Annotated in this window: 25 protein-coding genes; 18 read left to right on the top strand and 7 right to left on the bottom strand. The window is 41.5% G+C overall.

Features of this window, described 5'->3' with window-relative positions; all coding sequences use genetic code 11:
• The first annotated feature begins 455 nt into the window (after window positions 1-455).
• The 4 genes from JIG37_RS10285 (at window position 456) to JIG37_RS10270 (ending at window position 7,676) form a co-directional block, all read left to right on the top strand.
• On the top strand, window positions 456-932 hold the full coding sequence (locus JIG37_RS10285) for a DUF721 domain-containing protein (protein ID WP_199529313.1): 477 nt from the start codon (window positions 456-458) through the stop codon (window positions 930-932).
• A 725-nt stretch (window positions 933-1,657) separates the two neighbouring features.
• Window positions 1,658-4,366, top strand: a complete 2,709-nt coding sequence (gene secA / locus JIG37_RS10280; protein ID WP_138619695.1) for a preprotein translocase subunit SecA — start codon at window positions 1,658-1,660, stop codon at window positions 4,364-4,366.
• 62 nt (window positions 4,367-4,428) lie between these two features.
• Window positions 4,429-4,830, top strand: a complete 402-nt coding sequence (gene mutT, locus JIG37_RS10275; protein ID WP_199529312.1) for an 8-oxo-dGTP diphosphatase MutT — start codon at window positions 4,429-4,431, stop codon at window positions 4,828-4,830.
• 773 nt (window positions 4,831-5,603) lie between these two features.
• Window positions 5,604-7,676: a M13-type metalloendopeptidase gene (locus tag JIG37_RS10270; protein ID WP_199529311.1), complete on the top strand. Its 2,073-nt coding sequence runs from the start codon at window positions 5,604-5,606 to the stop codon at window positions 7,674-7,676.
• A 121-nt stretch (window positions 7,677-7,797) separates the two neighbouring features.
• Here JIG37_RS10270 and JIG37_RS10265 read toward each other — a convergent pair whose 3' ends face one another.
• The gene (locus JIG37_RS10265; protein ID WP_199529310.1) at window positions 7,798-8,064 is read right to left on the bottom strand and encodes a hypothetical protein; all 267 of its coding nucleotides are present in this window, start codon (window positions 8,062-8,064) and stop codon (window positions 7,798-7,800) included.
• Window positions 8,065-8,392: 328 nt separating this feature from the next.
• Here JIG37_RS10265 and JIG37_RS10260 point away from each other — a divergent pair, with 328 nt between their 5' ends.
• Window positions 8,393-8,839 carry a transposase gene (locus JIG37_RS10260; RefSeq protein WP_138599300.1) on the top strand — a complete coding sequence of 149 codons (447 nt, stop codon included), beginning with the start codon at window positions 8,393-8,395 and terminating at the stop codon, window positions 8,837-8,839.
• A gap of 114 nt (window positions 8,840-8,953) precedes the next feature.
• Here the strand turns inward: JIG37_RS10260 and yjgA are convergent, their stop codons facing one another.
• Window positions 8,954-9,475, bottom strand: coding sequence for a ribosome biogenesis factor YjgA (gene yjgA / locus JIG37_RS10255; RefSeq protein WP_054563425.1), 522 nt, complete (start codon window positions 9,473-9,475; stop codon window positions 8,954-8,956).
• A 137-nt stretch (window positions 9,476-9,612) separates the two neighbouring features.
• On the opposite strand from yjgA, the gene pmbA reads away from it, so the two are divergent.
• The gene (gene pmbA / locus JIG37_RS10250; protein WP_055021365.1) at window positions 9,613-10,950 is read left to right on the top strand and encodes a metalloprotease PmbA; all 1,338 of its coding nucleotides are present in this window, start codon (window positions 9,613-9,615) and stop codon (window positions 10,948-10,950) included.
• Window positions 10,951-11,079: 129 nt separating this feature from the next.
• A complete protein-coding gene (locus JIG37_RS10245) occupies window positions 11,080-11,496 on the top strand; it encodes a VOC family protein (protein WP_138616082.1) in 417 nt (138 codons plus the stop codon).
• A gap of 309 nt (window positions 11,497-11,805) precedes the next feature.
• Here the strand turns inward: JIG37_RS10245 and JIG37_RS10240 are convergent, their stop codons facing one another.
• Window positions 11,806-12,465 (bottom strand): LiaF domain-containing protein, encoded by a 660-nt coding sequence (locus tag JIG37_RS10240; protein ID WP_199529309.1) that lies wholly within the window; start codon window positions 12,463-12,465, stop codon window positions 11,806-11,808.
• A gap of 330 nt (window positions 12,466-12,795) precedes the next feature.
• Between JIG37_RS10240 and JIG37_RS10235 the strand changes: the two genes are divergently transcribed.
• The 3 genes from JIG37_RS10235 (at window position 12,796) to JIG37_RS10225 (ending at window position 14,042) form a co-directional block, all read left to right on the top strand.
• Window positions 12,796-13,362, top strand: a complete 567-nt coding sequence (locus JIG37_RS10235; protein ID WP_199529308.1) for a BON domain-containing protein — start codon at window positions 12,796-12,798, stop codon at window positions 13,360-13,362.
• 57 nt (window positions 13,363-13,419) lie between these two features.
• Entirely contained in the window at window positions 13,420-13,578 is a 159-nt protein-coding gene (locus tag JIG37_RS10230; protein ID WP_064971745.1) for a YqaE/Pmp3 family membrane protein, read from the top strand.
• 254 nt (window positions 13,579-13,832) lie between these two features.
• Window positions 13,833-14,042: a hypothetical protein gene (locus tag JIG37_RS10225; protein WP_054552865.1), complete on the top strand. Its 210-nt coding sequence runs from the start codon at window positions 13,833-13,835 to the stop codon at window positions 14,040-14,042.
• On the opposite strand, the gene JIG37_RS10220 is transcribed toward JIG37_RS10225, so the two are convergent.
• Window positions 14,027-16,051 (bottom strand): methyl-accepting chemotaxis protein, encoded by a 2,025-nt coding sequence (locus tag JIG37_RS10220; RefSeq protein WP_199529307.1) that lies wholly within the window; start codon window positions 16,049-16,051, stop codon window positions 14,027-14,029. The two genes, JIG37_RS10225 and JIG37_RS10220, sit on opposite strands and share 16 nt — an antisense overlap.
• Before the next feature lie 112 nt (window positions 16,052-16,163).
• Here JIG37_RS10220 and JIG37_RS10215 point away from each other — a divergent pair, with 112 nt between their 5' ends.
• Complete coding sequence (locus JIG37_RS10215) at window positions 16,164-16,934, top strand: NADP-binding protein (RefSeq protein WP_199529306.1); 771 nt, start codon at window positions 16,164-16,166, stop codon at window positions 16,932-16,934.
• On the opposite strand, the gene hutC is transcribed toward JIG37_RS10215, so the two are convergent.
• Complete coding sequence (hutC, locus tag JIG37_RS10210; protein WP_138616087.1) at window positions 16,935-17,642, bottom strand: histidine utilization repressor; 708 nt, start codon at window positions 17,640-17,642, stop codon at window positions 16,935-16,937. It abuts the gene before it with no gap.
• A 142-nt stretch (window positions 17,643-17,784) separates the two neighbouring features.
• Between hutC and hutI the strand changes: the two genes are divergently transcribed.
• Window positions 17,785-19,026, top strand: coding sequence for an imidazolonepropionase (gene hutI / locus JIG37_RS10205; protein ID WP_054552861.1), 1,242 nt, complete (start codon window positions 17,785-17,787; stop codon window positions 19,024-19,026).
• Window positions 19,027-19,147: 121 nt separating this feature from the next.
• The gene (locus tag JIG37_RS10200) at window positions 19,148-20,818 is read left to right on the top strand and encodes a GGDEF domain-containing phosphodiesterase (protein WP_171043809.1); all 1,671 of its coding nucleotides are present in this window, start codon (window positions 19,148-19,150) and stop codon (window positions 20,816-20,818) included.
• 50 nt (window positions 20,819-20,868) lie between these two features.
• Here JIG37_RS10200 and JIG37_RS10195 read toward each other — a convergent pair whose 3' ends face one another.
• Window positions 20,869-21,789, bottom strand: a complete 921-nt coding sequence (locus JIG37_RS10195; protein ID WP_199529305.1) for a triacylglycerol lipase — start codon at window positions 21,787-21,789, stop codon at window positions 20,869-20,871.
• A 423-nt stretch (window positions 21,790-22,212) separates the two neighbouring features.
• Between JIG37_RS10195 and JIG37_RS10190 the strand changes: the two genes are divergently transcribed.
• Entirely contained in the window at window positions 22,213-22,800 is a 588-nt protein-coding gene (locus tag JIG37_RS10190; RefSeq protein ID WP_054552858.1) for a YceI family protein, read from the top strand.
• On the top strand, window positions 22,800-23,318 hold the full coding sequence (locus JIG37_RS10185) for a DUF1285 domain-containing protein (RefSeq protein ID WP_054552857.1): 519 nt from the start codon (window positions 22,800-22,802) through the stop codon (window positions 23,316-23,318). The genes JIG37_RS10190 and JIG37_RS10185 overlap by 1 nt, the downstream gene beginning before the upstream one ends.
• A 4-nt stretch (window positions 23,319-23,322) precedes the next feature.
• On the opposite strand, the gene yihA is transcribed toward JIG37_RS10185, so the two are convergent.
• Window positions 23,323-23,970, bottom strand: a complete 648-nt coding sequence (gene yihA, locus JIG37_RS10180; protein ID WP_138599290.1) for a ribosome biogenesis GTP-binding protein YihA/YsxC — start codon at window positions 23,968-23,970, stop codon at window positions 23,323-23,325.
• A gap of 283 nt (window positions 23,971-24,253) precedes the next feature.
• On the opposite strand from yihA, the gene JIG37_RS10175 reads away from it, so the two are divergent.
• The 3 genes from JIG37_RS10175 to JIG37_RS10165 all read left to right on the top strand — a co-directional run bounded on the left by JIG37_RS10175 (window position 24,254) and on the right by JIG37_RS10165 (window position 26,748).
• Window positions 24,254-24,886: a c-type cytochrome gene (locus tag JIG37_RS10175; protein ID WP_054552855.1), complete on the top strand. Its 633-nt coding sequence runs from the start codon at window positions 24,254-24,256 to the stop codon at window positions 24,884-24,886.
• A 750-nt stretch (window positions 24,887-25,636) separates the two neighbouring features.
• Entirely contained in the window at window positions 25,637-26,236 is a 600-nt protein-coding gene (yihI, locus tag JIG37_RS10170) for a Der GTPase-activating protein YihI (RefSeq protein WP_166341076.1), read from the top strand.
• Window positions 26,233-26,748, top strand: a complete 516-nt coding sequence (locus JIG37_RS10165) for a DUF2489 domain-containing protein (RefSeq protein WP_199529304.1) — start codon at window positions 26,233-26,235, stop codon at window positions 26,746-26,748. Before yihI ends, JIG37_RS10165 begins: the two co-directional genes overlap by 4 nt.
• The last annotated feature ends 185 nt before the right edge of the window (window positions 26,749-26,933 follow it).

Below are 26,933 nucleotides of genomic sequence, written 5' to 3'. Positions count from 1 at the left end.
TTTCTTCCTCTTCAGCGAAGCGTCTCTTATCCTCTTTGTGCTATTAGATGTTGAGCGCCAGTTTGAAGCCGAGCGGTGTTGTTTTCGGGTCTTACCCAAAGGCCCATTTTGTAGCAGGTACTTCAGTGCCGAAAATATTTTTACAAAGAGAAGTTAATAAGAAGAAAATGAGGGAACCATAGGATCATTTTTTTACTTCCTCTTCAGCGAAGCGCCTCTTAGCCTCTTTGTGCTATTAGATGTCTTTGATGTAGGCGTGAAATTTATTTTGCGCGCTTTCTTGTAGATCGTGCTTTAGCGCATCATTGATGAGAGGTACGTAATAGCTTGTCGCCATAAATGACCACTTTGTACAAAATCGCATCTTGTATCTCGTTCCCCGAACCTAATAGCTTCATATTTACGTAGATGGTATATTCTCTTTGTGGTGATTAACCCTTTTAGGTAGACGATTAATGGCAAAAGATAGATACGCGCCAAAGGCTGTTGGCGATATTATGGCGGGCTTGAGTGGTCGCTTAGCATCTTATGCTGGTAAAACCCAAGGCTTGTCTTCTCAACAAACCATTCTTGATGACTTCTTAGGTGAAACGCTTTCGAAAAAATGCCGGGTAAGTAATTACCGTGATGGTACTTTGATGATAGAAGCTGTTTCTGCACCGATTGCACTGCGTTTAAATTACTTAAAAATGGATATGCTTTCGCATTTTCGTGCCGCTGGCATGGTAGAGCTTGGGCAAATTAAAATTACCGCAAACCCACAGGCAACACAGCGCTTATCAGCAACAAATAAGCCAGAGCAAAAGCATGTTTCGAAGCGCCAAATGAGCGAACAAACAGCCGATTACCTCAACGCCATTGCCGCAGATGCCCCACCATCGTTAAAAGCCAAGTTAGAGCGTTTAGCACAACATGGGCGGAAAAAGAAGTAAAGCCGTCAGCTTTCAGCCGTCAGTTTGAAGCCGAATTGTGTTGTTTGTAAGTCAGACATAGGTTGGTGAAATGGCGCAGTATGTCAGACGCGCCAAGCAAGCGTGACGCCTATGGTGTAGGCGTGAAATTTATTTCGCGCGAAAATATTTGCACAAAGAGAAGTGAATGAGAAAAGAATGAGAAAGTGATAATGTGCTTTTTTGTTTTCTTTTAAGCGCAGCGTCTCTTATCCTCTTTGTGCGATTAAATGTCTTTGATGTAGGGGTGAAATTTATTTCGCGTGTTATCTTGTAGGTTGTGCTTTAGCGCGTCATTGGTGAAGGAGATGTAATGTATTGTCGCCATAAATGACCACCTACATTTACAAAGTTGAATTTCGTCCCTCGAATCGCCTTTTTACTCCCCTGATCTTGATTTTATTCTTATTGTCGCCATATCTATTCAGTAATCTTGTTTTCACCCTTTTTATGGGGCCGTAATCAAAGATTACGGCTGATTTTTAAATTTTCTTGCTGAAAATCCATATCTTCATAAACAGAAGGTTTGATGTTGCGCAGACTCTGGTATGATAGCGCACGAAATAAGCGGTGTTTTGAACAGCGTACTGATAAATTGTTAATTAATATGCCCTACATCATGAGCATAAGCGCATATTAATTATCAATTGAAGAAAGTGGGTTAGCTAATGACTAGCTAACAAAGAATACATTGTAACGGTTTTATCATGATATCTAATTTATTTACCAAGATTTTTGGTAGTCGCAATGACCGCACTATTAAAAACCTAAGAAAGACGGTCGCTCTAATTAATGCGCTTGAAAAGCAATTAGAAGCGCTTTCTGATGAAGATTTAAAAGCAAAAACAGCTGAATTTAGAGAGCGTTACGATAACGGACAAAGCCTAGATGACATTTTACCAGAAGCATTTGCTGTGGTACGTGAAGCATCTAAGCGTGTAAATGGCATGCGTCACTTCGACGTACAGCTACTAGGTGGTATGGTTTTACATCAAGGTCGCATTGCAGAAATGCGTACCGGTGAAGGTAAAACACTAACAGCAACATTACCTGCATACCTTCGTGGTTTAACAGGTAAAGGTGTTCACGTAATTACCGTGAACGACTACCTTGCAAAACGTGACGCCGAAACTAACCGCCCATTATTTGAGTTCTTAGGCCTAACAGTAGGCTGTAACGTACCAGGCATGATGCCACAGCAAAAGAAAATCGCTTATGCTGCTGACATCACTTACGGTACTAATAATGAGTTTGGCTTTGATTATCTGCGCGATAACATGGCATTTAGCATTGAAGAGCGTGTACAACGCCCACTTTACTACGCCGTAGTGGATGAGGTGGATTCAATCTTAATCGATGAAGCGCGTACGCCGCTTATTATCTCAGGCCCAGCTGAAGACAGCTCTGAGCTTTACATCGAAATCAATAAAATTGTGCCTGACCTAGAGCTACAAGAAAAAGAAGATGAAGAAGGCGTTGAAGGCGATGGCGATTACACTATCGATGAAAAGTCTAAGCAAGTTCACTTAACTGAACGTGGTCAAATTAAAGTTGAAGAGCTACTAATTGAGCGCGGCTTAATTCAAGAAGGTGATTCACTTTACTCAGCTTCAAGCATCACATTATTAAGCCATGTGTATGCTGCACTTCGTGCTCACAAGCTTTATCAAAAAGACGTTGATTACGTTGTTAAAGAAAACGAAGTTATCATCGTTGATGAGCACACCGGCCGTACAATGGAAGGTCGTCGTTGGTCAGAAGGTTTACACCAAGCTGTTGAAGCAAAAGAAGGTGTTCGCATTCAAAACGAAAACCAAACATTGGCATCAATCACATTCCAAAACTACTTCCGTTTATACGACACGCTAGCGGGTATGACTGGTACAGCAGACACAGAAGCGTTTGAGTTCCAGTCTATCTATGGTCTAGACACAGTAGTAATGCCAACAAACAAACCGATGATCCGTGACGATCGTGCTGATCTTGTATACCTAACACAAGAAGAAAAGTACGAAGCAATCCTTGCTGATATCAAAGATTGTCAAGAACGTGGTCAACCGGTACTTGTGGGTACTATCTCTATCGAAAGTTCTGAGTACTTATCGCAGTTCTTACGTAAAGAAAAAATTAAGCACAACGTACTTAATGCTAAGTTCCACGCACAAGAAGCAGACATCGTTGCTGATGCAGGTTTACCTGGCACAGTAACTATTGCAACTAACATGGCCGGTCGTGGTACCGATATCGTGTTGGGTGGTAACTGGAACAGCGAAGTTGAAAAGCTAGAAAACCCAACTGATGAACAAATCAAAGCGATTAAAGATGAGTGGCAAAAACGTCACGATGCAGTAATCGAAGCGGGTGGTCTACATATCATTGGTACTGAGCGTCACGAATCTCGTCGTATCGATAACCAGCTACGTGGTCGTTCTGGTCGTCAAGGTGATGCCGGTTCAAGCCGTTTCTACTTATCAATGGACGACGCGCTAATGCGTATCTTCGCTGGTGAGCGCATGACTAACATGATGCGTAAACTAGGTATGCAACGCGGCGAAGCGATTGAGCACCCTTGGGTTAACCGTGCAATCGAAAACGCGCAACGTAAAGTTGAAGCGCGTAACTTCGACGTTCGCAAGCAATTACTTGAGTACGATGATGTAGCGAACGATCAACGTCGTGTTGTTTACTCGCAACGTAATGAGCTACTTGAAGAAGGCGATATTTCAGAAACTATCACTGCAATTCGTGGCGATGTGCTAAACGGTACAATCGACCAGTACATTGCACCGCAAAGCCTTGCTGAAATGTGGGATATCCCAGGTCTTGAAGAGCGCTTAAAACAAGATTTCTTAATCGAGCTGCCAATTTCACAATGGCTAGCTGATGATAGCAAACTATACGAAGAGAAACTTCGTGAGCGTATCGAAGAAGCGGTTGAGCAAGCATACAAGCAAAAAGAAGAGATGGTAGGCGAGTCTGTACTACGTCAATTCGAAAAAGCGATTATGCTACAAAGCCTAGACCAACATTGGAAAGATCACTTGGCTGCGATGGACCACCTTCGTCAAGGTATCCACTTACGTGGTTACGCACAGAAGAATCCTAAGCAAGAGTACAAGCGCGAGTCGTTTGAGCTATTCTCTGAAATGCTAGAGAACTTAAAAGTCGACGTTGTGGGTATTTTAAGTAAAGTACAAGTTCGCGCTGAAGAAGATGTTGAAAAAGTTGAAGAGCAACATCGTCGTAGCGAAAATGCGCCACGTGAATACCAACACGAAGAAGCTGAGCACATCGGTGGCGAAACACCAGAAGGTGCTGTAGTTACACAACGTGCAGAACCTAAAGTAGGCCGTAACGAGCCGTGTCCTTGTGGTTCAGGTAATAAATATAAGCAGTGTTGCGGTAAATTAAAATAACCAAAACACGGTGATAAAAAGCGACGCTTGCGTCGCTTTTTTTATGATTAAGGAAACAACAAATGACTAAAAAAGTAGTGCATGTTGCAGTTGGTGTTATTTATAAAGATCAGCAATTATTTATTTGTAAACGCCCAGACGACAAACACCAAGGCGGCTTATGGGAATTCCCAGGCGGTAAAGTAGAGCAGGGCGAAAGCGTATTTACTGCGCTACAGCGCGAGCTATTAGAAGAAGTAAACCTAACCGTAAATGGCAGTGAAGAGCTAATGGTTATCGAACATGACTACGGCGATAAGTGCGTACGCTTAGATGTGCACATTGTTGATGATTTCACAGGCACAGCCCATGGCGCAGAAGGCCAACAAGGAAAATGGGTCGCACTCAGCGAGCTTGATGATTACAGCTTCCCTGCCGCCAATGTTGAGATCATCGAAAAGATAAAACAGAAGTACGAGCAGTAACAACCATCAGCTTTCAGCTGTCAGTTTCTGGCCGAGCGGTGTTGTTTGCGGGTTCTTTATTAATTTGCAATCTTGGTGCTGAATGTAAGACGCGCCAAGCAAGCGTGACGCCTACGATTGATGTAGGCGTGAAATTTATTTCGCGCGAAAAAATTGCACAAAGAGCAGTGAATGAGAAAAGAATGAGGAAGTGATAATAATGCTTTTTTGTATTCTCTTAAGCGCAGCGCCTCTTATCCTCTTTGTGAGATTAGATGTCTTTGATGTAGGCGTGAAATTTATTTCGCGCGAAAATAATTGCACAAAGAGAAGGGAATGAGAAGAAAATGAGGGAACCACAGGATCATTTTTTGTTTTATCTAAAGCGAAGCGTCTCTTTATCTCTTTGTGATAATTTGGTTTTCTCTGTGTAGCGCGCAGCGCCTCTGTGCTCTCTGTGGTTCAATATGTTTTGCACAAAGAGAAGTAAATGAGAAGAGAATGAGGAAACCACAAGATCATTTTTTATTTGCTCTTAAGCGAAGCGCCTCTTATCCTCTTTGTGAATCATAGAAACATTGCGCGATGTAAAATCGCGCCTACAATGCTACCGCTAATCTCCCCCTCCCATCGCTCAAAAATGCGACTCATCTTGTTTTGATAAGAATTGTTACATATTCGGTTTTATTGTTTTGCTCGAGAGGTTTATTATGGAGAAAGCGAAAAACTAATGATTAATTAGGTTTGCTAGTTTTTCGATAAATACATCAAAAAATAATTAGTACGGGACTCCCATGAAAAAAGTAACACTTACCGCGGCAAGTATTGCACTTGCGCTCGGTCTTGTTGGTTGTGGTGAAAAAGAACAAGAAACTAAAGCACCAGCAACTGCGACCGTCACTGAAGCAAAAGCACCTTTAAACTCTGGCATTGAACTGGCGAACATGGACAAATCTGTTCGCGCACAAGATGACTTTTACTATCACGTAAACGGCGAATGGTTAGAGAAAACAGAAATTCCAGGTGATAAATCAAACTACGGTTCATTCACTCAGCTTTACGATGATTCGCAAAAAGCGATGAAAGAAGTATTAGAAAAAGCAGCGGCAAATAAAGACGTTAAGCCAGGTTCTGATGAAGCTAAATTAGCTGCATTCTACAACAGCTACATGGACGAAGCGGGCCGTGAAGCGGCAGGCATCAAGCCATTAACACCAGTGTTAGAAAGCGTTGATGCAGTGAAGAACAAGTCTGATCTTGTTGCTTTAATGGCTGAACTTCGCATTAAAGGTGGTAGTTTACCGTTTGGTTGGTACGTAAACAACGACGCGAAAAACTCTAGCGAAAACGCGATGTATGTTTATCAGTCTGGTTTAGGTTTACCAGATCGCGACTACTACTTAAAAGATGAAGAAAAATTCACAAAAATTCGTGAAGCTTACCAAGCATACGTAACAGCTATCTTAAGCAAAGCCGGTGTAGCTGATGCAGAATCTGCGGCTAAAGCAATTATTGCTCTTGAAACAAGCATTGCCGATGCACAGTGGAGCCGTGTTGAAAGCCGTGATGCGACTAAATCTTACAACAAGATGAGCGTTGCAGATGCTAATAAACTTACTGGTGACTTTGATTTTGCAGCTTACCTTGATGCATCAGGTATCAAAACTGACGATGTAATTATTCGCCAACCTAGCTACCTAGAAAAATTCGCAGGTATCTACAACGATACAGACTTAGCAACGTGGCAGAACTACCTTAAGTTCCACTTTGTTAGCAACTATGCTCGCCTATTAGATAAAGAGCTAGTAGACCTTAACTTTGATTTTTACAGCACAACACTTCGCGGTGTAACAGAGCAGTCTCCACTTTGGAAAAAAGCGGTTGATGCATCAAACGGTGTATTAGGCGAAATTCTAGGTAAAGTATACGTTAAAGAAAACTTCCCGCCTGAAGCGAAAGCGCGCATGGAAGAGTTAGTTGATAACGTAATCAAAGGTTATGCAGTTGCGATTGAAAACCTTGAGTGGATGAGCCCAGAAACAAAAATCGCGGCAAAAGAAAAGCTTGATAAGTTCACACCAAAAATCGGTTACCCAGATAAATGGAAAGATTACTCAGCACTTGAAGTTAAAGGTGATGACTTAGTAGGTAACTACATTCGCCACAGCGAGTGGGAATATGCAGACATGACTGCAAAACTAGGTAAGCCAGTTGACCGTTCAGAGTGGCACATGACACCACAAACAGTAAACGCTTACTATAATCCTGTGAACAACGAAATCGTATTCCCTGCGGCTATCTTACAACCGCCATTCTTTAACTTAGAAGCTGACGATGCTGTTAACTACGGTGCAATCGGTGCGGTAATCGGCCACGAATTAGGTCACGGTTTTGATGATCAAGGCGCGAAGTACGATGGTGACGGTAACTTACGTAACTGGTGGAGCGAATCAGACCTTAAACAGTTTGAAGAGCGCACGGGTCAGCTAGTTGCTCAATATAACGAGTACAAACCATTTGAAGATGCTAGCGTAAATGGTCAGCTTACATTAGGTGAAAACATTGGTGACTTAGGTGGCTTAACAGTTGCTTATACAGCATACCAGTTATCACTTGGTGATGAAAAAGCGCCTATTATTGATGGTTACACAGGTGATCAGCGTTTCTTCATGGGTTGGTCGCAAATTTGGCGTCGTAAATATCGTGACGAAGAGTTACGTAACCGCCTAATGACAGACCCTCATTCACCAAGCCATTACCGCGTAATCGGTATTCTTTCAAACATGCCAGAATTCTATCAGGCATTTGATGTGAAAGAAGGTGACAAAATGTATATCAAACCAGAAGATCGCGTAAAAATCTGGTAATTGATTATCGATTTAAAAAAGGCTCTGAGTGAACGCTCAGAGCCTTTTTTTGTTTGGAGCTGTCAGCTTTAAGCCGACATTTGATGTAGACGTGAAATTTATGTCACGCGATGGTTGTGTATTAAGTGGTGTTCAACACGCGCCAAGCAAGCGTGACGCCTACGGTGTTGTAGGCGTGAAATTTATTTCGCGCGATGGTTGAGTATTGCGTGATGTTCAAGACGTGCCAAGCAAGCGTGACGCCCACGGTGATGTAGGCGTGAAATTTATTTCGCGCGGCGGTTGCGTGTTGTGTGGTGTTTAAAACGCGCCAAGCAAGCGTGACGCCTACGGTGATGTAGGCGTGAAATTTATTTCGCGCGATGGTTGAGTATTGCGTGATGTTCAATACGCGCCAAGCAAGCGTGAAGCCTATGTTTGATGTAGGCGTGAAATTTATTTCGCGCGATGGTTGTGTATTAAGTGGTGTTTAAAACGCGCCAAGCAAGCGTGACGCCCACGGTGATGTAGGCGTGAAATTCATTTCGCGTGATGGGTGAGTATTGTGTGGTGTTTAAGACGCGCCAAGCAAGCGTGACGCCTACGGTTTGATGTAGACGTGAAATTTATTTCGCGCGATGGTTGTGTATTGTGAGGTTCAAACATTTTTGGTGTAAATTGGCTAGGTGTGTTTTTAAGTTCTAAGATCAGGTTTTACCTTCAGGATTGATAGGTTTATGTTTTCGTCAAGGAAGAGGCTTAAAGGGCGTACCTCACATTCAAACTGCTATTATTCAGTAACTCTTTGTTGTGAGAATCGAGTGCCTATATTTGCCAACTATCTATATGCAGTTGATGCTGCCAAAGCAATTTACCATTTAGAAGATAAAGTGGAGACAATCTGCTTTGTCCTCATGCCTGACCATTTACATTGGATATTTCAACTTCGCCCTCAGCAAAACTTATCAGCAGTAATTAAGCTGTACAAAAGCATGGTGACCATGTCTATTCGTAAGAGAAAAGGGCGCAAAGTAGTGGTTTGGCAAAATAATTTTTATGATCATCAAATCAGAGATGAAAATGACCTAATACATCAAGCTCGATATATAGTCGCAAACCCTCTACGCGCAAAATTAGTCAAGCACGTTGGCGATTACCCGTTTTGGAATTGTATTTGGTTGTAGAGAGGTGAAATTTATGTCGCGCGATGGTTGCGTATTAAGTGGTGTTCAACACGCGCCAAGCAAGCGTGACGCCTACGGTGATGTAGGCGTGAAATTTATTTCGCGCGAAGGAAATCAAAGCATAATCGCATCTTTTAGATACTGGAATAACTCTTTATAAGCTTTGGCTGGTTTTTCTGCTTTTACTTCTTTTGCGGCGCTGCGCACTAATTGGCGCATTTTTTGGCGCTCAAGAGAAGGGTATTGATCAATTGTTGAATTGATCAGGTCGTCACCTTGTTTAATTAAATCATCACGCAGGGTTTCGATTTTGTTCATCAAAACATCGGCTTGATTGTTTTTATTAAGCATGATGTCGATCATCGCTTGGATTTCATCAACGTTTTCTGTGGTACGTAATACTTTTGCGATGTAGTTTAAGTTACGACGGTAAGCATCGCTCTTGTCACTTACTTTATCAGAAACAACAAGGGCTTCTTTTAAATCGTGATTAAGCGGTAAACGATCGCGTTGCTTTTTCGGCATTTTTGCAATTTCAGCACCCAGACCATGATATTGCATGGCTTCACGTTTTAATTCGCTTTTTGATACGTAAATAATTTCTTCTTCGATAAGTGGCTTTTTCTTCTTCGCCATAAGGATGCTCATTCAGTAAACTTAACTATTCGCTATTATACGCCATTTAGTTAATGATTAATATTAGCTGATGCAGGTCTCGCAGTGTGTTAGCATTCGTTACACTATAAAAAATATCAGAACCTAGGACACACAAGATGAAAGATCCTATTTATCAACACATTTCTGAAGTGAAAGACGCAGTAAGCGAAGTACTGGAGCATGCAAAAAAATTGGGTGCAACAGCAGCAGAAGCGGCGATGTCGAGCACGTCAGGTTTGTCTGTCAGTACGCGCATGGGCGAAGTTGAAACAATAGAGTTTAACCAAGACGGTGGCTTAGGTATCAGTGTTTATGTGGGTAATAACAAAGGGTCTGCTTCAACGGCTGACTTAAACCCAAAAACATTACGTACAGTGGTCGAAAAAGCCATTGATATTGCAAAGTTCACCTCTGACGACCCATTTAATGGTATCGCTGATAAAGAGTTACTTGAATTTGCACCGCAAGATTTAGATTTATACCACCCGTGGGAAGTTAGCCCAGAGCAAGGTGTGGAATTTTGTCATCAAGCAGAACAAGCGGCGTTAAATGCCGATGAGCGCATTGTAAATTCAGACGGTGCGAGTTTTTCTTCTCACCAAGGTTTACGTGTTTATGGTAACAGCCATGGCATGATTGCAGGTTACCCACGTACGCGTCATAGCATTAGTACGATGGTGATTGGTAAAGAAGGCGAGCAAATGCAGCGCGACTCAGCTTATACCATCGCACGTCATAAAGATGATTTAAATGACGCTGCAAAAGTAGGCCTCGAAGCGGCAACCGAAACCTTGGCTAAGCTTAACAGCCAAAAGCTCGGTACCATGAAAGTGCCAGTGATCTTTAGAGCTGATATTGCGAACTCATTATTCGGCCATTTAGTGTCGGCGATTGGTGGCGGTGCGCTTTATCGTAAATCGAGCTTCTTGCTTGATAGCCTGGGTACAAAAGTATTTAGCGATTGTGTGAATATCTCTGAGCGCCCGCATTTATTAAAAGGTTTAGCGTCTTCACCGTTTGATGCTGAAGGTTTAAAAACCGTAGATCGTGAAATTATTCAAGGCGGTGAGCTGCAAACTTACCTATTAGCAAGCTATGCAGCACGCAAACTGTCGATGGCACCAACGGGTCATGCTGGTGGTATTCATAACTGGCTAGTTGAACAAACCCATGCCGATTTAAAAGCGCTATTAAAAACTATGGGCACAGGTTTATTAGTAACTGAACTTATGGGCCAAGGTGTGAACACGGTAACCGGTGACTACTCACGTGGTGCGGCGGGCTTTTGGGTTGAGAATGGTGAAATCCAATACCCAGTCAGTGAAATCACAATTGCTGGTAACTTAAAAGATATGTTTAAAGCCGTTGTGGGCTTAGGTGGCGACATCGAGCGCCGCGGTGGTATTCAAACAGGCTCTGTATTGATAGAACAAATGCAGGTTGCTGGTAGCTGATTCATCAATAACTACTCAATTTTTGAAGCCTCACGTTTGTGGGGCTTTTTTATTTGAAAAAACGCTTTACCTAAACTTAACTTGAGGTTTTATCTTGGTGGCAGTTTAAAAATAAAAAGGAAAACTACCATGTATTTAGAACACGTAAACCTTGTTGTTAGTAATGTTGATACCATGCTGCACTTTTATAAAGCGGCATTCCCGCACTGGCGTGTGCGTAGTCAAGGTGACAGCAAATGGTCGGGCAAACCGCGCAAGTGGCTGCACTTTGGTGATGATTACCAATATCTCGCACTGAGTGATAACGGTGAAGCAGAAAACCGTGATTTAGCCGGCCACCAAGTAGGACTTGCTCATTTTGCCTATGTGACAAACGATATTAATGCCGTAGTTGAACGACTGGTTTCGGCTGGTTATGAAATTGATAAACACGGCCCAGAAAACCCTTACCGTAAAAATGTATATTTCATCGACCCAGCAGGTTTTGAAGTTGAGTTTGTCGAGTATTTTAGTGATATCCCGAGTGAGAGGAATAATGACTTGTGAGGGAGCTGTCAGCTTTCAGCTGTCAGTTTTGAGCCGAGCAGTGTTGTTTGTAGGTCAGACATAGGTTGATGGAATGGCGTTGCATATAAGACGCGCCAAGCAAGCGTGACGCCTACGGTGTAGGGTCGCTTTAACGCCGAACAGCTTTACTTTATTCACGGCTAAAGCCGTTCCCACGTTTGATGTAGGCGTGAAATTTATTTCGCGCGCATTCTTGTAGGTCGTGCTTTAGCGCGTCATTGATGAAACGTATGTAATATCTTGTCGCCATAAATGACGACTTACATTGCATAACCGCACCTCGTAACTTTACTGCATCTTATTCATCTCTTTCCAACTGGCTTTTAGGCTGTTGGCGAAGCTGATGAACTTTTCTTTCATGGTACGTTTAACTGAAATCTCGACAGAGCCTAGCCATACATTACCTTCAATAGTGATGGTTGGGCCTTGGCCTTTGTTTAAGGCAACTGATTTGTTCTCTACGCTACCAATTACGCTAAATAATTTTGATACCACATTTACATGTTCTGGTACGTAGATTTCATCGTTACCTAAAATACAGTTCACGTAAATGGTGACGTGCTGATGTTGGAAAATTGCTTCGCTAAAGTCGAGTTCAATTGAACCTAAGCAGTTTGTTAGGTGAATTTCTTTTGGTACTACCCATTGGCCGCTGCGCTCATTTGAGCCCAGAATACTGCGTAGCTGCAGGCTTTCGTTGTCGCTGCTGTGGCTGTAGTGAGGTTTAAATTGCGCATGCTTTTGCGACTTGTAGTCAATATCCGCTTTCAGATCTAAATCAGCAACAAGCTCAACCAGTACTTCGTTGCTGGTAGCTGCCATTGCCTGATCTAGGCGGCGTTCAAATGCTTCGGCTGAAATAACAGCATGACTGTAGTTATAAATGAGTTGATCAATGACTTCTTCTCTTACTTGATCGATTGGGCGATCTTCAAGTTTAACGGCCATGGTAGTTCCCTGTTGTGATTTTAAAGGTGATTCTTTAGTTATTAATTACAAAGCAAAGCTTAGGCCAGATTTTATTTCTATATAAATCATGAGGTTGTCTTTTTAGACGAATAAGCAATTTCGTTAAATTAACCACAGATTAATAAAATCAGCAACTAAATGGTTATTTTTGCAACATTGTGAACATCTTACCGAGCAGCTTGTAAATCTTTACCGAAATGAATATAAATCACCGCTGAATAGGTGTTTAACCTACTGAAATTTAAAGAATAAATAGTTGGCATCATAGTCGCATTATTTAAACTGTCTTTAATCAAAAGGAGAAAGATTATGAACACTTTTAACAAATCTATGATTGCGGCTTTAGTAATTGGTGCAACTAGCATGTCAGCTCAGGCAAGCAGCTGGGAAAATGAAAGTAAAGATGCTTGGATTGATGGTAAGGCGGAAACTGTGCTTCTTATGAACACAAACCTTAACAACTTTGACATCAACACTGATGTAACGAATGGCAAGGTTGTACTTACAGGTAAAGTTGATAGCGAATTAGATAAAGAGCTTGCTGAAGAGTTAGTTCTTAGCCTAGACGGTGTTAGCTCTGTTAATAACAAACTAACGGTTGTTAAAAACATGAAAGCTAAGCACATGAAATCAGACAAAGCTGATTCTGCAGAAAGCGACTTAACCGATGCAAAAATCAGTACTGTAATCACCACACGTTATTTATTTAACTCAGAAGTAGGTGGTACAGATATCGATGTTGATACCGACAACGGTGTAGTAACACTAAAAGGTACTGTTGAGTCTGATGCAGAAAAGCAATTAGCGGTAAGCATTGCTGAAAACGCTGAAGATGTTCGCAAAGTAATCGATGAATTAACGATTGTTGCTGAATAATAGCAAGCCCTATATAGCCCAGCTTTGGCTGGGCTTATCTTTTTCAAGGAGTGAGTCATGGATTTAATACGTATTATTTTATCGGTTTTAATTCCACCTCTCGGCGTATTTTTACAGGTAGGTTTAGGTGCGCAGTTCTGGATTAATATTCTTTTAACTCTATTAGGGTATATTCCAGGTTTGATTCATGCTGTGTATATCATCGCTAAGCGATAATCACCGCATTAACCTACTAGGATGGGTAATGGAGCACAGCAAGGAAGGGCTGTAGGAGTAACGGACGATAAACCGCAAGGAGTTTACAGTATGGATAATGTAACTAAGCACAAAGGACAACAAGGAAGTAACAAGGCGTTATGGAGTAGCGCACAATGGCAACGCTTTATGGATAAGGTGAATGGAGATGACAGCAAGGATTAAGCTTAGGCTTGGAGCCCAAACGGATGAAGCTAGCGTAAGGAGGAGACTATATGGAACAAGTACAAACGCAATCAAAACAAGGATTGACCAATAATGGAGTTGCTTTATGGAACAAGCAACAGTGGCACGAATTTATGGAACACGCGAAAGCGGTTGCGCCACGATTAACAGGGAAGGCTGACGATAAAAACCCGATGTCATCTTCAGGTGACATCGGGTTTTTAACTACTTCAGCAATTTATCTTTATAACTTAAATTGATTTACTGTCTTATTTAGAGACTCTGCTAACTCATTCAAATCACGTGCTTCATCCGCCAATTCATGGGCATGATCTGCAGTGCTATTCACTAAGTGATTAATCGCTGCCAAGCTATTGTTAATATCTTCTGCAACCACAGTTTGCTGCTCTGTCGAAGTCGCAATTTGATGACTTTGATCTTGTACATTTGTCACAGATTGCGCGATATCTTGCAATGCTTGCAATACAATTTGTGTTTGCTCAACTGAGCCTTCAGCACGCTCTTGACCTTGCTGCATCATGGTTGATGCTTGTTGGGCAATTTGCTGTAAACGGCTGATCATATTGCGAATATCATCTGTTGACTCTTGCGTTCTGCTTGCTAGTGAACGAACCTCATCAGCAACAACTGCGAAACCTCGGCCTTGCTCACCTGCACGGGCTGCTTCTATCGCTGCGTTAAGTGCCAGTAAGTTAGTTTGCTCAGCGATTGAGTTGATAACATCAACCACCGCGCCGATATTGCCACTTTCTTGTTCAAGACCCGCAACGACTTTAGAAGCTTCACCAATGTGACTTGCAAGAGCGGTCATGACTGACTGAGCTTGAGTTGAGCGCTTAGTGCCATCTGCGGTAATGGTTTGCACTTCTTCAGCTGCATTATTGGTATGTTGCGCGTTACGTGAAATTTCGAGAACAGTTGAGGCCATTTCGGTTACTGCCGCACTTACGCTATCAACTTGTTGCTTTTCTTGCTGAATTTCATCATTGGTTTTTTGCGATACGGTTTTCAATTGGGCTGCGGCTTGGCTTAATTGCTCCGCTTGAGCTGCAGTATTTAGCATCATTGCACGTAATTTATCGATGAAAGTATTCATGTGATGAGCAAGCTGTCCTACTTCATCCTGACTTTTTATCTCGATTTTTTGTGTTAGATCGCCATCACCTGATGCGATATCACGCATGATGTAAGTGAGTTTAGTCAGCGGTTTGGTGATCATTTGCGTGGCCCAGAAGATCATCGCAATAATAATCGCAAGAATGATGATCACGGATGTTGTGGTTGTCATCACCGCATCATTTACTGGCTCATCAATCATACTGGTCGGAATTAAAATACCCACATACCAATCAAGGTAAGGGCTTTCTAATTCAAGGCGATTGTATACAACGTAATATTGCTCGCCTTTGAATGTGACAAAGCTGCTACCCTCTTTTTGGCTTTTCATCGCGCGGTTTAATTCGCTAAAGCCCGAGGTGTCGTTAAATTGCTTTTCGAGGGCATCTAAGCCTTCTTTGCCATTAGGGCCTTCGTCTGTGATAGATAGTTTATGTCCAGTTCGTTTTGAAAAGTGCACTACTTTCTGGTTGCTATCGAGTAAAAAGCCAAAGCCTTGGCCATTAAATCGAATAGCTTCAACCATGTCGTTGATATTATTAAGCTGTAAATCAACACCACCAAAACCAACAAGCTTGTTTTGTTTATAAACTGGCTGTTGTACAACTGCAGAGGCGATACCTGTGGTTAAATCAACAGAAATAGGGCCAACATACAACTTATTAATTTTTAATGCATCTTGCCACCAACCACGTTTGTAAGCGTAATATGGTTGGCCATTATAAGTGGCGGTACGCTCGTTTTCTTTGAAGTACTCACCTGTGGTCGCAGAAGCAAAGAAGGCTGATAAAATGTTATCATCATTACCACTAATACGAACAAAATCTTGATTAACGCTGCTGTAACCAGGCTGACTATCTAAGCTTTGATCGCGCTGAGTCCAGTTATCGAACCAGTTAACTAAATGCGGGTTTGTTACAAAGGTTTCGACAACTTTGCCGTATTTGGCAAAATAGGCCTGCATTGACAGTCGCTCACTTTGCAAATAGCTGTCGGCTTCGCGTTGAATTGCATGACGTGAAAGATCAGCAATATGGTTTACAAAAAAGCTAGACGCGATGATTAGTAGCACACTTATCGTCCCGCCAATGAGCAGAAGTATTTTTTTACGTAAAGAGAGGTTGTTTAACATAGTGCACGCGTTTTTATTATAGGTTAGAGTTATCTATCTAATCATATTTGCACCTAAATCGCTACACTGTTAAGCGAAGGTTAATAATAAATACTAAGGGGCAGTTGAGTAAATGAGTACTGAAAATAATAAACTGGTTGTTTTAGGTGCCGGTTGGCTTGGAAATGCACTTTGTGTTGAGGCAAATAAATTAGCATGGCAAGTACAGGGAACACATCGCGGTGGCGAGCACGAATATGACTTTCAGCGCCAGTTTATACTTGAAGGTGATGTGCTCAAGCATGAGCTGTCGCTTGAAAATGCTTGGTGGGTCTGCGCTATTCCACCGCGTAGTCGTATCTCAGAAAGTAACTATTTAGCGACTTTGCAAGCAGGGCTTGAACTTGCTAAGCAACTAAATTGTAAAGGCTTTATTTTATGTTCTTCGACAGGAGTTTATCCATCTAACAATGGTCAATATGACGAAACTACAGAAATTATTTGCCAATCAGCACGTCAACAAAAGCTATACGATGCTGAACAGTTAGTGCTAAGTGCTGGTGGTAAAGTATTGCGTTTGGCTGGTCTTGTAGGGCCTGGGCGCGATCCGGGTAGGTTTGTTGCCGGTAAAGAACTGACTAGCTCAAGTCAGCAAGTGGTAAACATGGTTCAGCAGCAAGATGTGATAGCGGCGATTTTTTCAGTACTTGAAAATTGGTCAAACGCGAGCAGTATTTATAATGTGGTTAATCCGTCACATCCTACAAAAGCAGATTACTACCAACAAAAATGTGCTGAGCAGGGCAACCAGCCACCGACTTTTACTAGTCATGATAAAGGCGAGCGTCTTATTGATGGCTCAGCGATTGAGTCACTGAATTTTCGTTATCAAGCGCCTATTTAGTTATTTTTTAAAAGTAAGGTGGCCGCCTAATCGGTATTTACTGCCTGGTGATACTAAACGGGCAAAGCTCACAATACCTTGTGATGACCAAGTTCGGCGGATCACTTGTAAGCATGGCTCTTCGTTATAAAGGTTCAGCCATTCGCACATTTCTTGGTTGGGCATAATCGCTTCGACTGTATGGCGTGCCTCGGTGAGCGGGGCGTTTTGCGATAAGTATTCATGAGGCGTTAGGCTATGGAAATCCTGCTGTAAGTAATCTTTAGCAAGAGCGGGGTTCACAAAGCGTTCTTCAACTTGCAGAGGTTGCTCGTTTTCATTGTGTACAATCACACTTCTGTAAACATGGCTGTCGACCTCGACACCCAAAGCAATCGCAATTGGTGCAATAGCGCTTATAGACTCCATTACTAAAATGGTACAGCTATAATGGTTACTTCGCGCTTTTACCTCATCGGCAATATTTTTAATTTCTAATAAAGATGATTGTGACTTAAAGCTAGCCACAAAAGTACCTAGGCCTTGGCTACGGGTTAATATACCTGCATCGGTTAATTCACTGAGTGCTCGTCTTGCAGTCATACGACTAACTTTAAACTGGTTGGTAAGCTCATTTTCAGAGGGCACTCGGTGATTTTCTTGCCAAGCTCCAGAACGAATATTTTCCAGAATGAACTCTTTTATTTGCGCAAATTTAGGAACACTCATTATGCGTTTATATGTGGTGAGTAAACAGTGTGTTTGAAGGTGACATAATTATCTTGTATATACAAGGTGAGTTGATAAACTTTAAGCAAATTTAAACTTAGTCTCGTAATGGGCCTATCGCAAGTATCAATGTAGGTGAAAAATGCACACAACCAATAATGATCAAGCTTTCTGGGATTTAGTGATCACAGATGCCAACATCGCCACAATGGACCCAGCCATCGAAGCACCTTATGGTGCTATTGAAAATGCAGCTATTGCTGTTAAAGATGGCAAAATTGCTTGGTTAGGTGAGCAAGCCGATTTACCAGAGTTTGATGCGCTAGCTACGCCAACATTGTCAGCAAAAGGGCAATGGTTAACCCCCGGGTTAATTGATTGCCACACTCACTTAGTGTTCGCGGGTAGCCGTGCAGAAGAATTTGAGCAGCGTTTACAAGGTGTAAGCTATGAGCAAATAGCTGCAAACGGTGGCGGTATTGCAAGTACCGTACGTGCAACGCGAGAAGCCGATCACGAAGCTTTATTTGTCAGTGCAAAAGAGCGCTTAAATGCATTATATGCAGAAGGTGTGACGACGGTAGAGATTAAATCTGGCTACGGTCTTGATTGCGAAAACGAAATTAAACTTCTCGAAGTGGCACGTTTACTCGGTGAAAATCACCCTGTTGATGTTAAAACCACGTTTTTAGGTGCGCATGCATTACCGCCTGAATATAAAGGCCGTAGCGATGAGTACATTGATCTGGTTTGCGGTGAAATGCTTGACCGTGTTGTTGAAGCTGATTTAGCTGATGCAGTTGATGCTTTTTGTGAAAACGTTGGCTTTAGTAATGAGCAAACTCGCCGTGTGTTTGAAGCGGCTAAAAAACACAACTTACCGGTTAAGTTGCACGCTGAGCAGTTATCTAATCAACATGGTGCAGAGCTTGTTGCTGAATTTAATGGCTTATCTGCGGATCATATTGAACACTTAGATGAAGCTGGTATTCAGGCAATGGCCAAAGCGGGTACTGCAGCAGTTTTATTACCAGGTGCATTTTACTTCTTACGTGAAACAAAGTATCCGCCAATTGAACTACTGCAGCAGTACCAAGTTCCAATTGCTATTTCAACTGACTTCAACCCGGGTACTTCGCCTTTATGTTCATTGCATTTGATGATGAACATGGCATGCACTATTTTTCGGATGACACCAGAGCAAGCATTAGCAGGGGTAACTCGAAACGCTGCAGGTGCTTTAGGACTTGATGATCGTGGTGTGTTAAAGGTAGGCGCACGTGCTGATATTGCCCATTGGCAAATAACCCATCCAGCACAATTAAGTTACCAATTTGGCGTAAATAAACTGTTAAATCTGTGGATTTTGGGTAGACTTAATTAGATAAGTCTTTTTTACGTAGTATTTTTACATGTCTTTGATTGCCAGCTTAGCAAGTAGTAGCGTGAGCCTTGCAAATTTAAGTAGCGATGTTGTGCCAGTGTTTTTAGCTGGTTGCGTTCTTATGGCAATGATTTGTGCCTTATGTGTTACTCAAAATTCTATTTTAAGGCTGAGCTTAGTCGTCAATGGCGTGCTTGGATTAGCAATTCTTAGTCTTGGCATGCCTTGGTTAGTGTTATTGTTAAGTGCAAGTGTTTGTTTTCATTTGTGGCAGGCATTTCGCACAACTAATTGGCTAGCAATCATTATCTCAGTTGTTGCTGCGATTGTATTAACAGTACTTTATTCAGCTCATTTATTGTTACATACTGCTCTTTACTGGCTTGTTTTTTCTGTCGTTATTTTGTGTATATCAGGCTTTTTTAACTATGAAGAACCTGAAGAAGAGCAGGTGGTCGTTGAGCCACTTCACACTGACGAGTTAGATGCGACACCTCTTACAGGCTTACCCGATCGCAACGCCCTAAAAAATAGCTTTATTGCTTGGACCGAGGAGCATGATGCTAACTGCGCGTTAGTGATGCTTCGCCTTGAAGGTTTTAACGATGTAAACCAACACATAGGTCGAGACTTTGGTGATTTGTTATTAGCGCAATCAGCAACCCGAATTAAACAGCAGCTCAATGTTGATAATGTTCTTAATATAGTGGGTAATTCAGGCAAAGCCGAAAAGTTGGCGCATTTAGGGGGCTTAAACTTTGCGTTTATTTGTTCATTAGAGGAACAAAAGCACCTTCATGAGCAACTAATTAGTCAAATTCGCCATGTTACTTTAAAGCCATTTAATGTTGCCAATTGCACCATTGAAGTTAAAGTTCGTGCCAGTTATGTAGTTTGTGATGAGCCTGAATACAGCTTTGAAAACTTCATTTCGTTTGCCAATCTAGCGCTTGATTCAAATCCAGACAAAGCGATTGTGCCTTATCATCCACAAATGATGATTGAGCAATTGGAGCAGCAAGCACGACTACGTGAGTTAGCACACCTTGATTTTGCAAGTGAACTAGAGTTGTATTTTCAGCCAGTTATTCGTAATAGCGATGAGCAAATCGAATTTTTAGAATTGCTGTTACGTTGGCAGCATCCTAAGCAAGGGATTCTTTCTGCGAATAAATTTATAGATGATATACGTGTTGCAGGCCTAAGCTATCCTGTGGCTGCTTTTGTTATTGAGCGTGCAGCAGAACTAGCTATGGCACTACGAATGGAAGGTATTGAATTACCTCTTAGTATAAATGTGTTTGGCCCTGAGATGCTGCACGAAGAATTTATTGAGTTTGTTGACCGTATCATGGCTGAGCATCGACTAGAGCCGGGTGATTTAATTATCGAGTGCCCGCTTGATTTATTTATGAGTTTAGATGATCAAGGTAAAGCGATGGTTGCAAGGCTCAATAGTATTGGTATCAAATTATGTATAGATGGTTTTGGTGACACACCTATTTGGCTAGCTAAGCTTCCGAATCTTAATGTTGAGTATATTAAAGTGGCGGCTTCACTTACCGCTGATTTTGCTCATCAAAGTCAAATTCGAAGCCTCGTTTCGGGCATGGTCGATATGCACAATCAAAATAATGCAAAAGTGATTTGTGAAGGAGTTGAAACTCTAGAGCAACTTAAGTTTGTAAAGTCGCTTAAAACCTATGCTGCACAGGGCTATTATTTTAATTACCCATTGAGTAGTGTTGGTATGATGTCATGGCTTAAACAATGGCGTTTGGAACATCAGTAAGCGTAAAGCTGTGCTCTCTCTCTGGTAGGCTTCACGATACAACACCGCTTTTATAACCCTAGTTTCTGTAACCTTGTCACGTGGCTACGGTAAAGTTCAACTGGATCAACTTCACGAAAACTATGCAAACCAATAAATTGGTTAATCTCATCGAGATGATTCATTTTGTAATCATCTTTGATCACATGCCCTAAATGGCTACTACAGCGTGAAATGAGACCGTCACTGTGACCTAAGATAAATAATGAGCCAAATAACATGGATAAGTCACTTAAATCTAAGATATTAGTGAGTGTTTCTGTGCCGCTCCAAGAAAAGTAGTATACGCCATTGCTTGCAAGCATATTACCTTGTTCGCACTCGTTTTTGGGCAAGCCTTCGGGGTACTTTTGATTAAATGTTGCTGCTCCTTGTGTGCTTAAACTATTTATTGCACCGAGTGTATTTTGCGGTAATTGACTATTGCCTGATAATAACGAAATAACACCACCGAATGCATCGAATACTAATCGAGTTGTATATTCTGCTTGAGAGCCGGGTGTTAGCTCCTTATTAATAAGATCAATAATGCCACTGCCATAATTTGCACCGCCTACACTGGTAACTGAGGCAATTAGATCAGGCCTGATAGATGCAACATAGCGTGCAGTTTGCGCACCTTGACTGTGACCAATCAAGTTTACTTTTTTAGCACTAGTCAGAGCTAAGATTGATTCTATTTGAGTGAGTAATTGCTCGCCTCGGACTTCTGAACTGTTGATAGCAGAAACGGCAGGTGTGAAGACTAAAGTACCATCTTTTTCCAGAGTTCTAGCGATATTGTAGAAGTAATCGATTCCGAGCAGGTTATCGAATCCCATTAGCCCATGAACTAAAACAACTGGATATTGGGTAGTTGTTTTTTTGGCATTGCACCAAGGACTCAACAAAAAAAGTAAGGTAACAAATAAAATTAACGGGATTTTTTTCATACCTTTTACTCTTCTACTTCAATATTTATCACCAATAAGCCTTAAAAAAGCCTGATTTTAGTGGGCTTTTAATTCACCTTACCTTAAATTTGGGTTCTCTGTAATGTTAAATTAAAGTAAGCAGGAAAAGATGGTTTTAGTGTTTCGTTATATGTTTATCAATTTGTGTTTTTTCTGCGGTTAAGCAATTTATTTTTAATCTGGTATTTGATAAAGTCCGCGCCGTCCTCATCCTGTAGGACATCCTGTTGATGATGCATCTGAAAGGATGCAACGTATTGATAGCTTCTCCCCAGTTTGCTATAACGACTCACTCCTTGTTGAGTGAGTCGCTTTTTCTTTTCTTATCATACAATTCATTGCACAAATACACGCAAGTGATACCATCAAAGTGATTCTTATTTACTTTCGAAGGAATGCGTTATGTTTAAATCTTTGGCAATAGCTGCCTTTTCATTATCGAGTATTTTAGTTGCCCCTTTAGCCAGCGCAAATTGGCAAGTTAATAATGAGCAAAGTAACGTAAGCTTTGTATCTATTAAAAAGAACTCTATTGCAGAAGCACATCATTTCAAAAACGTGTCGGGTACACTTAACGAACAAGGTCAATTTAAGTTGATGATAGACCTAACATCGGTTGAAACTCTGATCCCTATCCGCAATGAGCGCATGACTAAGTTGTTATTTGAAACAGCTAAATTCCCTAATGCAGTGTTAACTGCTGACTTAAGCAAAGCGCTGTTAACGCTAAAACCAGGTCAACATGTGCTGAAAGGGTTAAAAGCTGAATTAGACTTTCATGGCAACAAGAAAGAGCTAACGATTGATGTTCTAGCTAATATGTCAGCAAAGGGCGATATTAGCGTGTCATCTTTTACGCCAGTTATTATTAATGCGAGTGATTTCAAAGTAACAGAAGGCATTAGTGAACTACAAAAGCTTGCGGGCTTACCATCAATTGCAACGGCGGTTCCTGTAACATTTTCTTTGACGCTAGATAAAGAAAAATAATGCAATCACTTGCTGACTTAGAAGCCGCTCTTCAGACGCCCGATAAACCTTTTGATCAATGGCAGCCACAAAACTGTGGGCAAGTGCCAATAACGATTGATGCGCAAGGGCGGTGGTTTTATGGCGGCAGTGAAATAAAACGCGAGGCAATGGTTAAACTCTTTGCCTCTGTGCTTTGCAAAGAGGCAGATAGTTATTTTTTAAAAACACCCGTCGAGAAAATGGCCATCACTGTCATTGATGTGCCTTTTATTATTGTTGATTGGCGTTTTGAAGAGACAGAGCAAGGCCTTGCTCTATGTTGTGTCGATAATTTACAGCGCGCTTGGTTGGTATCAGCAAAGCAACCACTATTACTGAGAGAATTTGAAGGTGTCAGTGTGCCTTATCTTCAATTAGCACATGGCTTGGCTGCGAGGGTATCGAGAAATGTTTATTATCAGTGGGCTGAAATAGCCTGCTCAGATGAGCAGGGCTATTATATAGAATCATTAGCCAAGCGTTATTACTTGGCCTAAGCACTTAGTCTTCTGGTTGTTCGTCAGACTCAGGTGCTTGCGCTTCAATAGGGCCTAAAAACCACTCATCGAGCTTTTTAGCAACTTCAGGTAAGCCGGTGCCTTTTAGTGAAGAGAAGGCATGTACTGTAATATCACCGTCTAAGCTACTTAACTCACGACGAACTTGTAAAACTTGAGCTTTACGCGCGCCTTGTTTTAGCTTGTCAGCTTTAGTTAATAGTGCCAGCACTGGAATTTCGCTGCCCACCGCCCAGTCGATTAAGTCACGGTCTAAATCTTTTAACGGGTGGCGAATATCCATCAAAACAACGATACCTTTTAAGCTTTGACGTTTTTGTAAGTATTCACCTAGCGATTTTTGCCATTTCTTCTTCATTTCGATAGGAACTTTGGCGAAACCATAGCCTGGTAAGTCGATAAGGCGTTTATCGGCATCAAGTTCAAAGGTATTGATCAGCTGAGTACGACCAGGTGTTTTAGAAGTACGCGCTAACTTTTGATCAGTTAACGTGTTTAAAGCACTTGATTTACCCGCATTAGAGCGACCAGCAAACGCGACTTCAATCCCCGTATCAGCAGGTAAGCGTGAGATATCAGGTGCGCTGGTAACAAAGGACGCAGTATTGTATTTGATACGAGATTTGAGCACAGGCTCTCCTAGTCTTTTATAAAAAATAACAAACAGTGGCTAATTTCCACTTAAGGCACGTATTTTATACTATTAAAGCAGCATTCAAAAGCGTATTTAAGCGTGCTAAATTGGCTTTAAATTAGGAAAATTACTAGGTGTAAACTTAATCTAAGTCAAATCCCTATAAATTATGAGCTTAATGTGGGCAGAAAACGTGCCAGAGAATTTATTATCGTGTAGAATATAGAAATCACAACATCCATATTGTAGATGATACAGGGTCGGAAACAGAGAATTCACCATGAAAAAAATAGCACTATCTTTAACTATATTGCTTGGTACGTTGTCAGCAAGCAACGCAACAGCATTTGATGGCGATGTAAACGCAGGTAAAGAGAAATCGGCAACGTGTGCGGCTTGTCACGGCCCAGACGGTAATGCACCGGTTAATATCTACCCTAAAATTGCAGGCCAACACGCAGATTATATCTATAAACAATTACAAGAGTTTAAATTAGGTATGACATCTGGCGGCAAAGAAGGTCGTATGGATCCAGTAATGAGTGGTATGGCTATGCCGCTTAGCGATCAAGACATGAAAGACCTAGCAGCTTACTTCTCTTCTTTAAATATGTCTGAAGGTGCAACACCTAAAGATGTAGTAGAAGTAGGTCAGCAGCTTTATAAAGCCGGTGATGCAGAGCGTGGTATTCCAGCATGTGCTGCGTGTCACGGTCCTCGTGGTAACGGTACATCACTAGCTAAATTCCCGAAAATTTCGTTCCAACATCCAGAATACATCAAGTCACAACTTGAAAAATTCCGTGATGGTACGCGTAATAACGACTTAAACGGTATGATGCAAGACATCGCTAAAAAGCTAACAGACAAAGACATCGAAGTACTTTCAAAATACTTAGGTGGCTTACACTAAAGTCTGATTGCGGAAAGAAATGCTCCGCAGTAGTATGTAAAGAGTTTGAAAAAGCAGCGCAAGCTGCTTTTTTTGTACCTAACGTATGTCGAAATTTCCCACTCCCTTGTGAGACATTGACCATATCTAGCTGTAAGCCAAGTCTTATTTTTATTTCACTATTTTTGCTAAGTCTTTGTTATTAATTAAAATGACAATGTTGCAATAAGTCATCTGTAAGAAAAATTATATAAATTAGTTGTAACAATTTTATTAATAAGTAAATTAACCACTGTCGCTGAGACAGCAAAAACAACATGGACAATGTAATAAGGAAAGTAACTGCGGCAAATCTTTAGGGGTTGACACTAGTTAGGTGTCCTAAAGGAAATAACAAAAAAGTGTCAGGATTGACCGAGAATAATAAAAGCTCATGGAAGTTTAATAATAAAAACAAAATGGAATGCTACACGGAAGGTTAAAACAATAACAAAATGGATAAACAATAATAATAAAAATAATAAAGACTAAAAAGTCGAAGGGAGAAGTGTCCAGATAATTGGCGCTCAGATTAGTAGGCGGTAGAGATGTTTTCTCTACCGCCTTTTTATTTGTCCTGTTACAATAGCCACCGTTTGTACTAAAAGTATGAAAAGTGCGCAGTTCGTCAAGTTGACCAACCACATCCGCACATCGAATTCTTCTGGTTATGCCAGCATTACAATGCCACAAAGGCGTTGTGCACAACCTCTTAAGTGAGATGATCAAGATATGAGTAGAAAGAAAAAGTCGCGTAAAATTCCATCGAATGGTCCTGTACGTCTGAGCAAAGAAAAGCTTAGAGAGATGCGCGCGTTAAAAGAGCAGCGAGTTAAAAAGACCAAAGGTGCTAAACCTGGGTCTCGAAATGCACCTGATGCACAAAATGCAGAAAACACTGCTGCAAACAATCAACCGAAAGATAAGCGTGTTGGTAGTAAAAAGCCGATTTCTTTAGTTGCGCCTAAGGCTGAGCCGAAAGTTGAAATGAAACGCAACTTAAAACCTATGGTTGAGCTTAAGAAAGTGACTGAGCCTGAACTAACACCAGAGCAAGAGTTAGAAGCGCTAGAGAATGACGAGCGTCTACTTAAGCTGGTTGAGCGTCATGAGCGCGGTGAGTTATTAACAGGTAAAGACGCTAAGTACTTCAATAGCCGTATTGCTCGCCACCAAGCACTTTGCGAGTTATTAGGCATTGAAGATGAAGACGAGTACGAAGATGACTTTGAAGATGATTCATACGATGAAGGTGAATCTGACTTCGATAAGTACTTATCTGATGATTTAGCCAACGAATGGTTTGATGACGAAGATGAGGATGAGCGATGAGCACAACCTTGATTATTGCCATCTTAATTGGTGCGGCAATTATCGCAGGGCTTGCGTTTTATGCAGGACAACTTCTGTATAAACTAAAAGAGCAAAATAAGCTTATCGCCAAGAAGCAAGCTGAGCATGAGCAAAAACTTGCGGCATCAAAAGCAAAGCGTAATGCAAAGCTAGCCGATAGCATTCATTTAATTGCCCGTGCAATGAATGAAGAGCAATGTGAGTTCTCAGAAGGCTGCTTACGTATTTGGGTGCTGATCTCTCAATATAGCTTTGCTGAAGAGTTTGAGCTAAGTGAGCGCTACCCAGGCATATTTAAAATGTACGAAGCCGTAAAAGATATGCCAACGCACGATGCCCGTAAGAAATACTCTAAAAAAGAGATTTTTAAAATGGACACTGCTCGCTGGCGTGCTGAAGAGCAACATAGCGATGAAATCAAAGCGGATTGCGCACGTATAATTGAAGAGTTTAAAGCCGCTCCAGGCAGCGAAAACGTAGTATTTAATTAAGTTGACGTACCGTTGAATTAAACAAAATAAAAAGCAGAGCCCAGGCTCCAATGCCGATCAGTTAAGCAATTGACATTTGGCATAATAGGATCAAAATCCGATGATCACAGGTCATCGGATTTTTTTATGCCCCTTAATCATAGCTTCGCCAATATTTCATCATTTATCGATTCTAATATTCACAG

Source organism: Pseudoalteromonas sp. bablab_jr010 (assembly GCF_016464105.1).
GTDB lineage: Bacteria > Pseudomonadota > Gammaproteobacteria > Enterobacterales > Alteromonadaceae > Pseudoalteromonas > Pseudoalteromonas simplex.
This window is presented reverse-complemented; position numbering and strand designations above follow the sequence as displayed.

Coding starts and splice junctions, on each gene's coding strand:
- JIG37_RS10230 (WP_064971745.1), top strand. CDS start 13,420: ATGGATTTAATACGTATTATTTTATCGGTTTTAATTCCACCTCTCGGC.
- JIG37_RS10240 (WP_199529309.1), bottom strand. CDS start 12,465: ATGGCCGTTAAACTTGAAGATCGCCCAATCGATCAAGTAAGAGAAGAA.
- hutC (WP_138616087.1), bottom strand. CDS start 17,642: ATGAGTGTTCCTAAATTTGCGCAAATAAAAGAGTTCATTCTGGAAAAT.
- mutT (WP_199529312.1), top strand. CDS start 4,429: ATGACTAAAAAAGTAGTGCATGTTGCAGTTGGTGTTATTTATAAAGAT.
- JIG37_RS10220 (WP_199529307.1), bottom strand. CDS start 16,051: ATGTTAAACAACCTCTCTTTACGTAAAAAAATACTTCTGCTCATTGGC.
- yihI (WP_166341076.1), top strand. CDS start 25,637: ATGAGTAGAAAGAAAAAGTCGCGTAAAATTCCATCGAATGGTCCTGTA.
- JIG37_RS10285 (WP_199529313.1), top strand. CDS start 456: ATGGCAAAAGATAGATACGCGCCAAAGGCTGTTGGCGATATTATGGCG.
- yjgA (WP_054563425.1), bottom strand. CDS start 9,475: ATGGCGAAGAAGAAAAAGCCACTTATCGAAGAAGAAATTATTTACGTA.
- JIG37_RS10260 (WP_138599300.1), top strand. CDS start 8,393: ATGTTTTCGTCAAGGAAGAGGCTTAAAGGGCGTACCTCACATTCAAAC.
- secA (WP_138619695.1), top strand. CDS start 1,658: ATGATATCTAATTTATTTACCAAGATTTTTGGTAGTCGCAATGACCGC.
- JIG37_RS10270 (WP_199529311.1), top strand. CDS start 5,604: ATGAAAAAAGTAACACTTACCGCGGCAAGTATTGCACTTGCGCTCGGT.
- hutI (WP_054552861.1), top strand. CDS start 17,785: ATGCACACAACCAATAATGATCAAGCTTTCTGGGATTTAGTGATCACA.
- JIG37_RS10195 (WP_199529305.1), bottom strand. CDS start 21,789: ATGAAAAAAATCCCGTTAATTTTATTTGTTACCTTACTTTTTTTGTTG.
- JIG37_RS10165 (WP_199529304.1), top strand. CDS start 26,233: ATGAGCACAACCTTGATTATTGCCATCTTAATTGGTGCGGCAATTATC.
- JIG37_RS10215 (WP_199529306.1), top strand. CDS start 16,164: ATGAGTACTGAAAATAATAAACTGGTTGTTTTAGGTGCCGGTTGGCTT.
- pmbA (WP_055021365.1), top strand. CDS start 9,613: ATGAAAGATCCTATTTATCAACACATTTCTGAAGTGAAAGACGCAGTA.
- JIG37_RS10175 (WP_054552855.1), top strand. CDS start 24,254: ATGAAAAAAATAGCACTATCTTTAACTATATTGCTTGGTACGTTGTCA.
- JIG37_RS10200 (WP_171043809.1), top strand. CDS start 19,148: ATGGCAATGATTTGTGCCTTATGTGTTACTCAAAATTCTATTTTAAGG.
- JIG37_RS10235 (WP_199529308.1), top strand. CDS start 12,796: ATGAACACTTTTAACAAATCTATGATTGCGGCTTTAGTAATTGGTGCA.
- JIG37_RS10190 (WP_054552858.1), top strand. CDS start 22,213: ATGTTTAAATCTTTGGCAATAGCTGCCTTTTCATTATCGAGTATTTTA.
- JIG37_RS10185 (WP_054552857.1), top strand. CDS start 22,800: ATGCAATCACTTGCTGACTTAGAAGCCGCTCTTCAGACGCCCGATAAA.
- JIG37_RS10225 (WP_054552865.1), top strand. CDS start 13,833: ATGGAACAAGTACAAACGCAATCAAAACAAGGATTGACCAATAATGGA.
- JIG37_RS10245 (WP_138616082.1), top strand. CDS start 11,080: ATGTATTTAGAACACGTAAACCTTGTTGTTAGTAATGTTGATACCATG.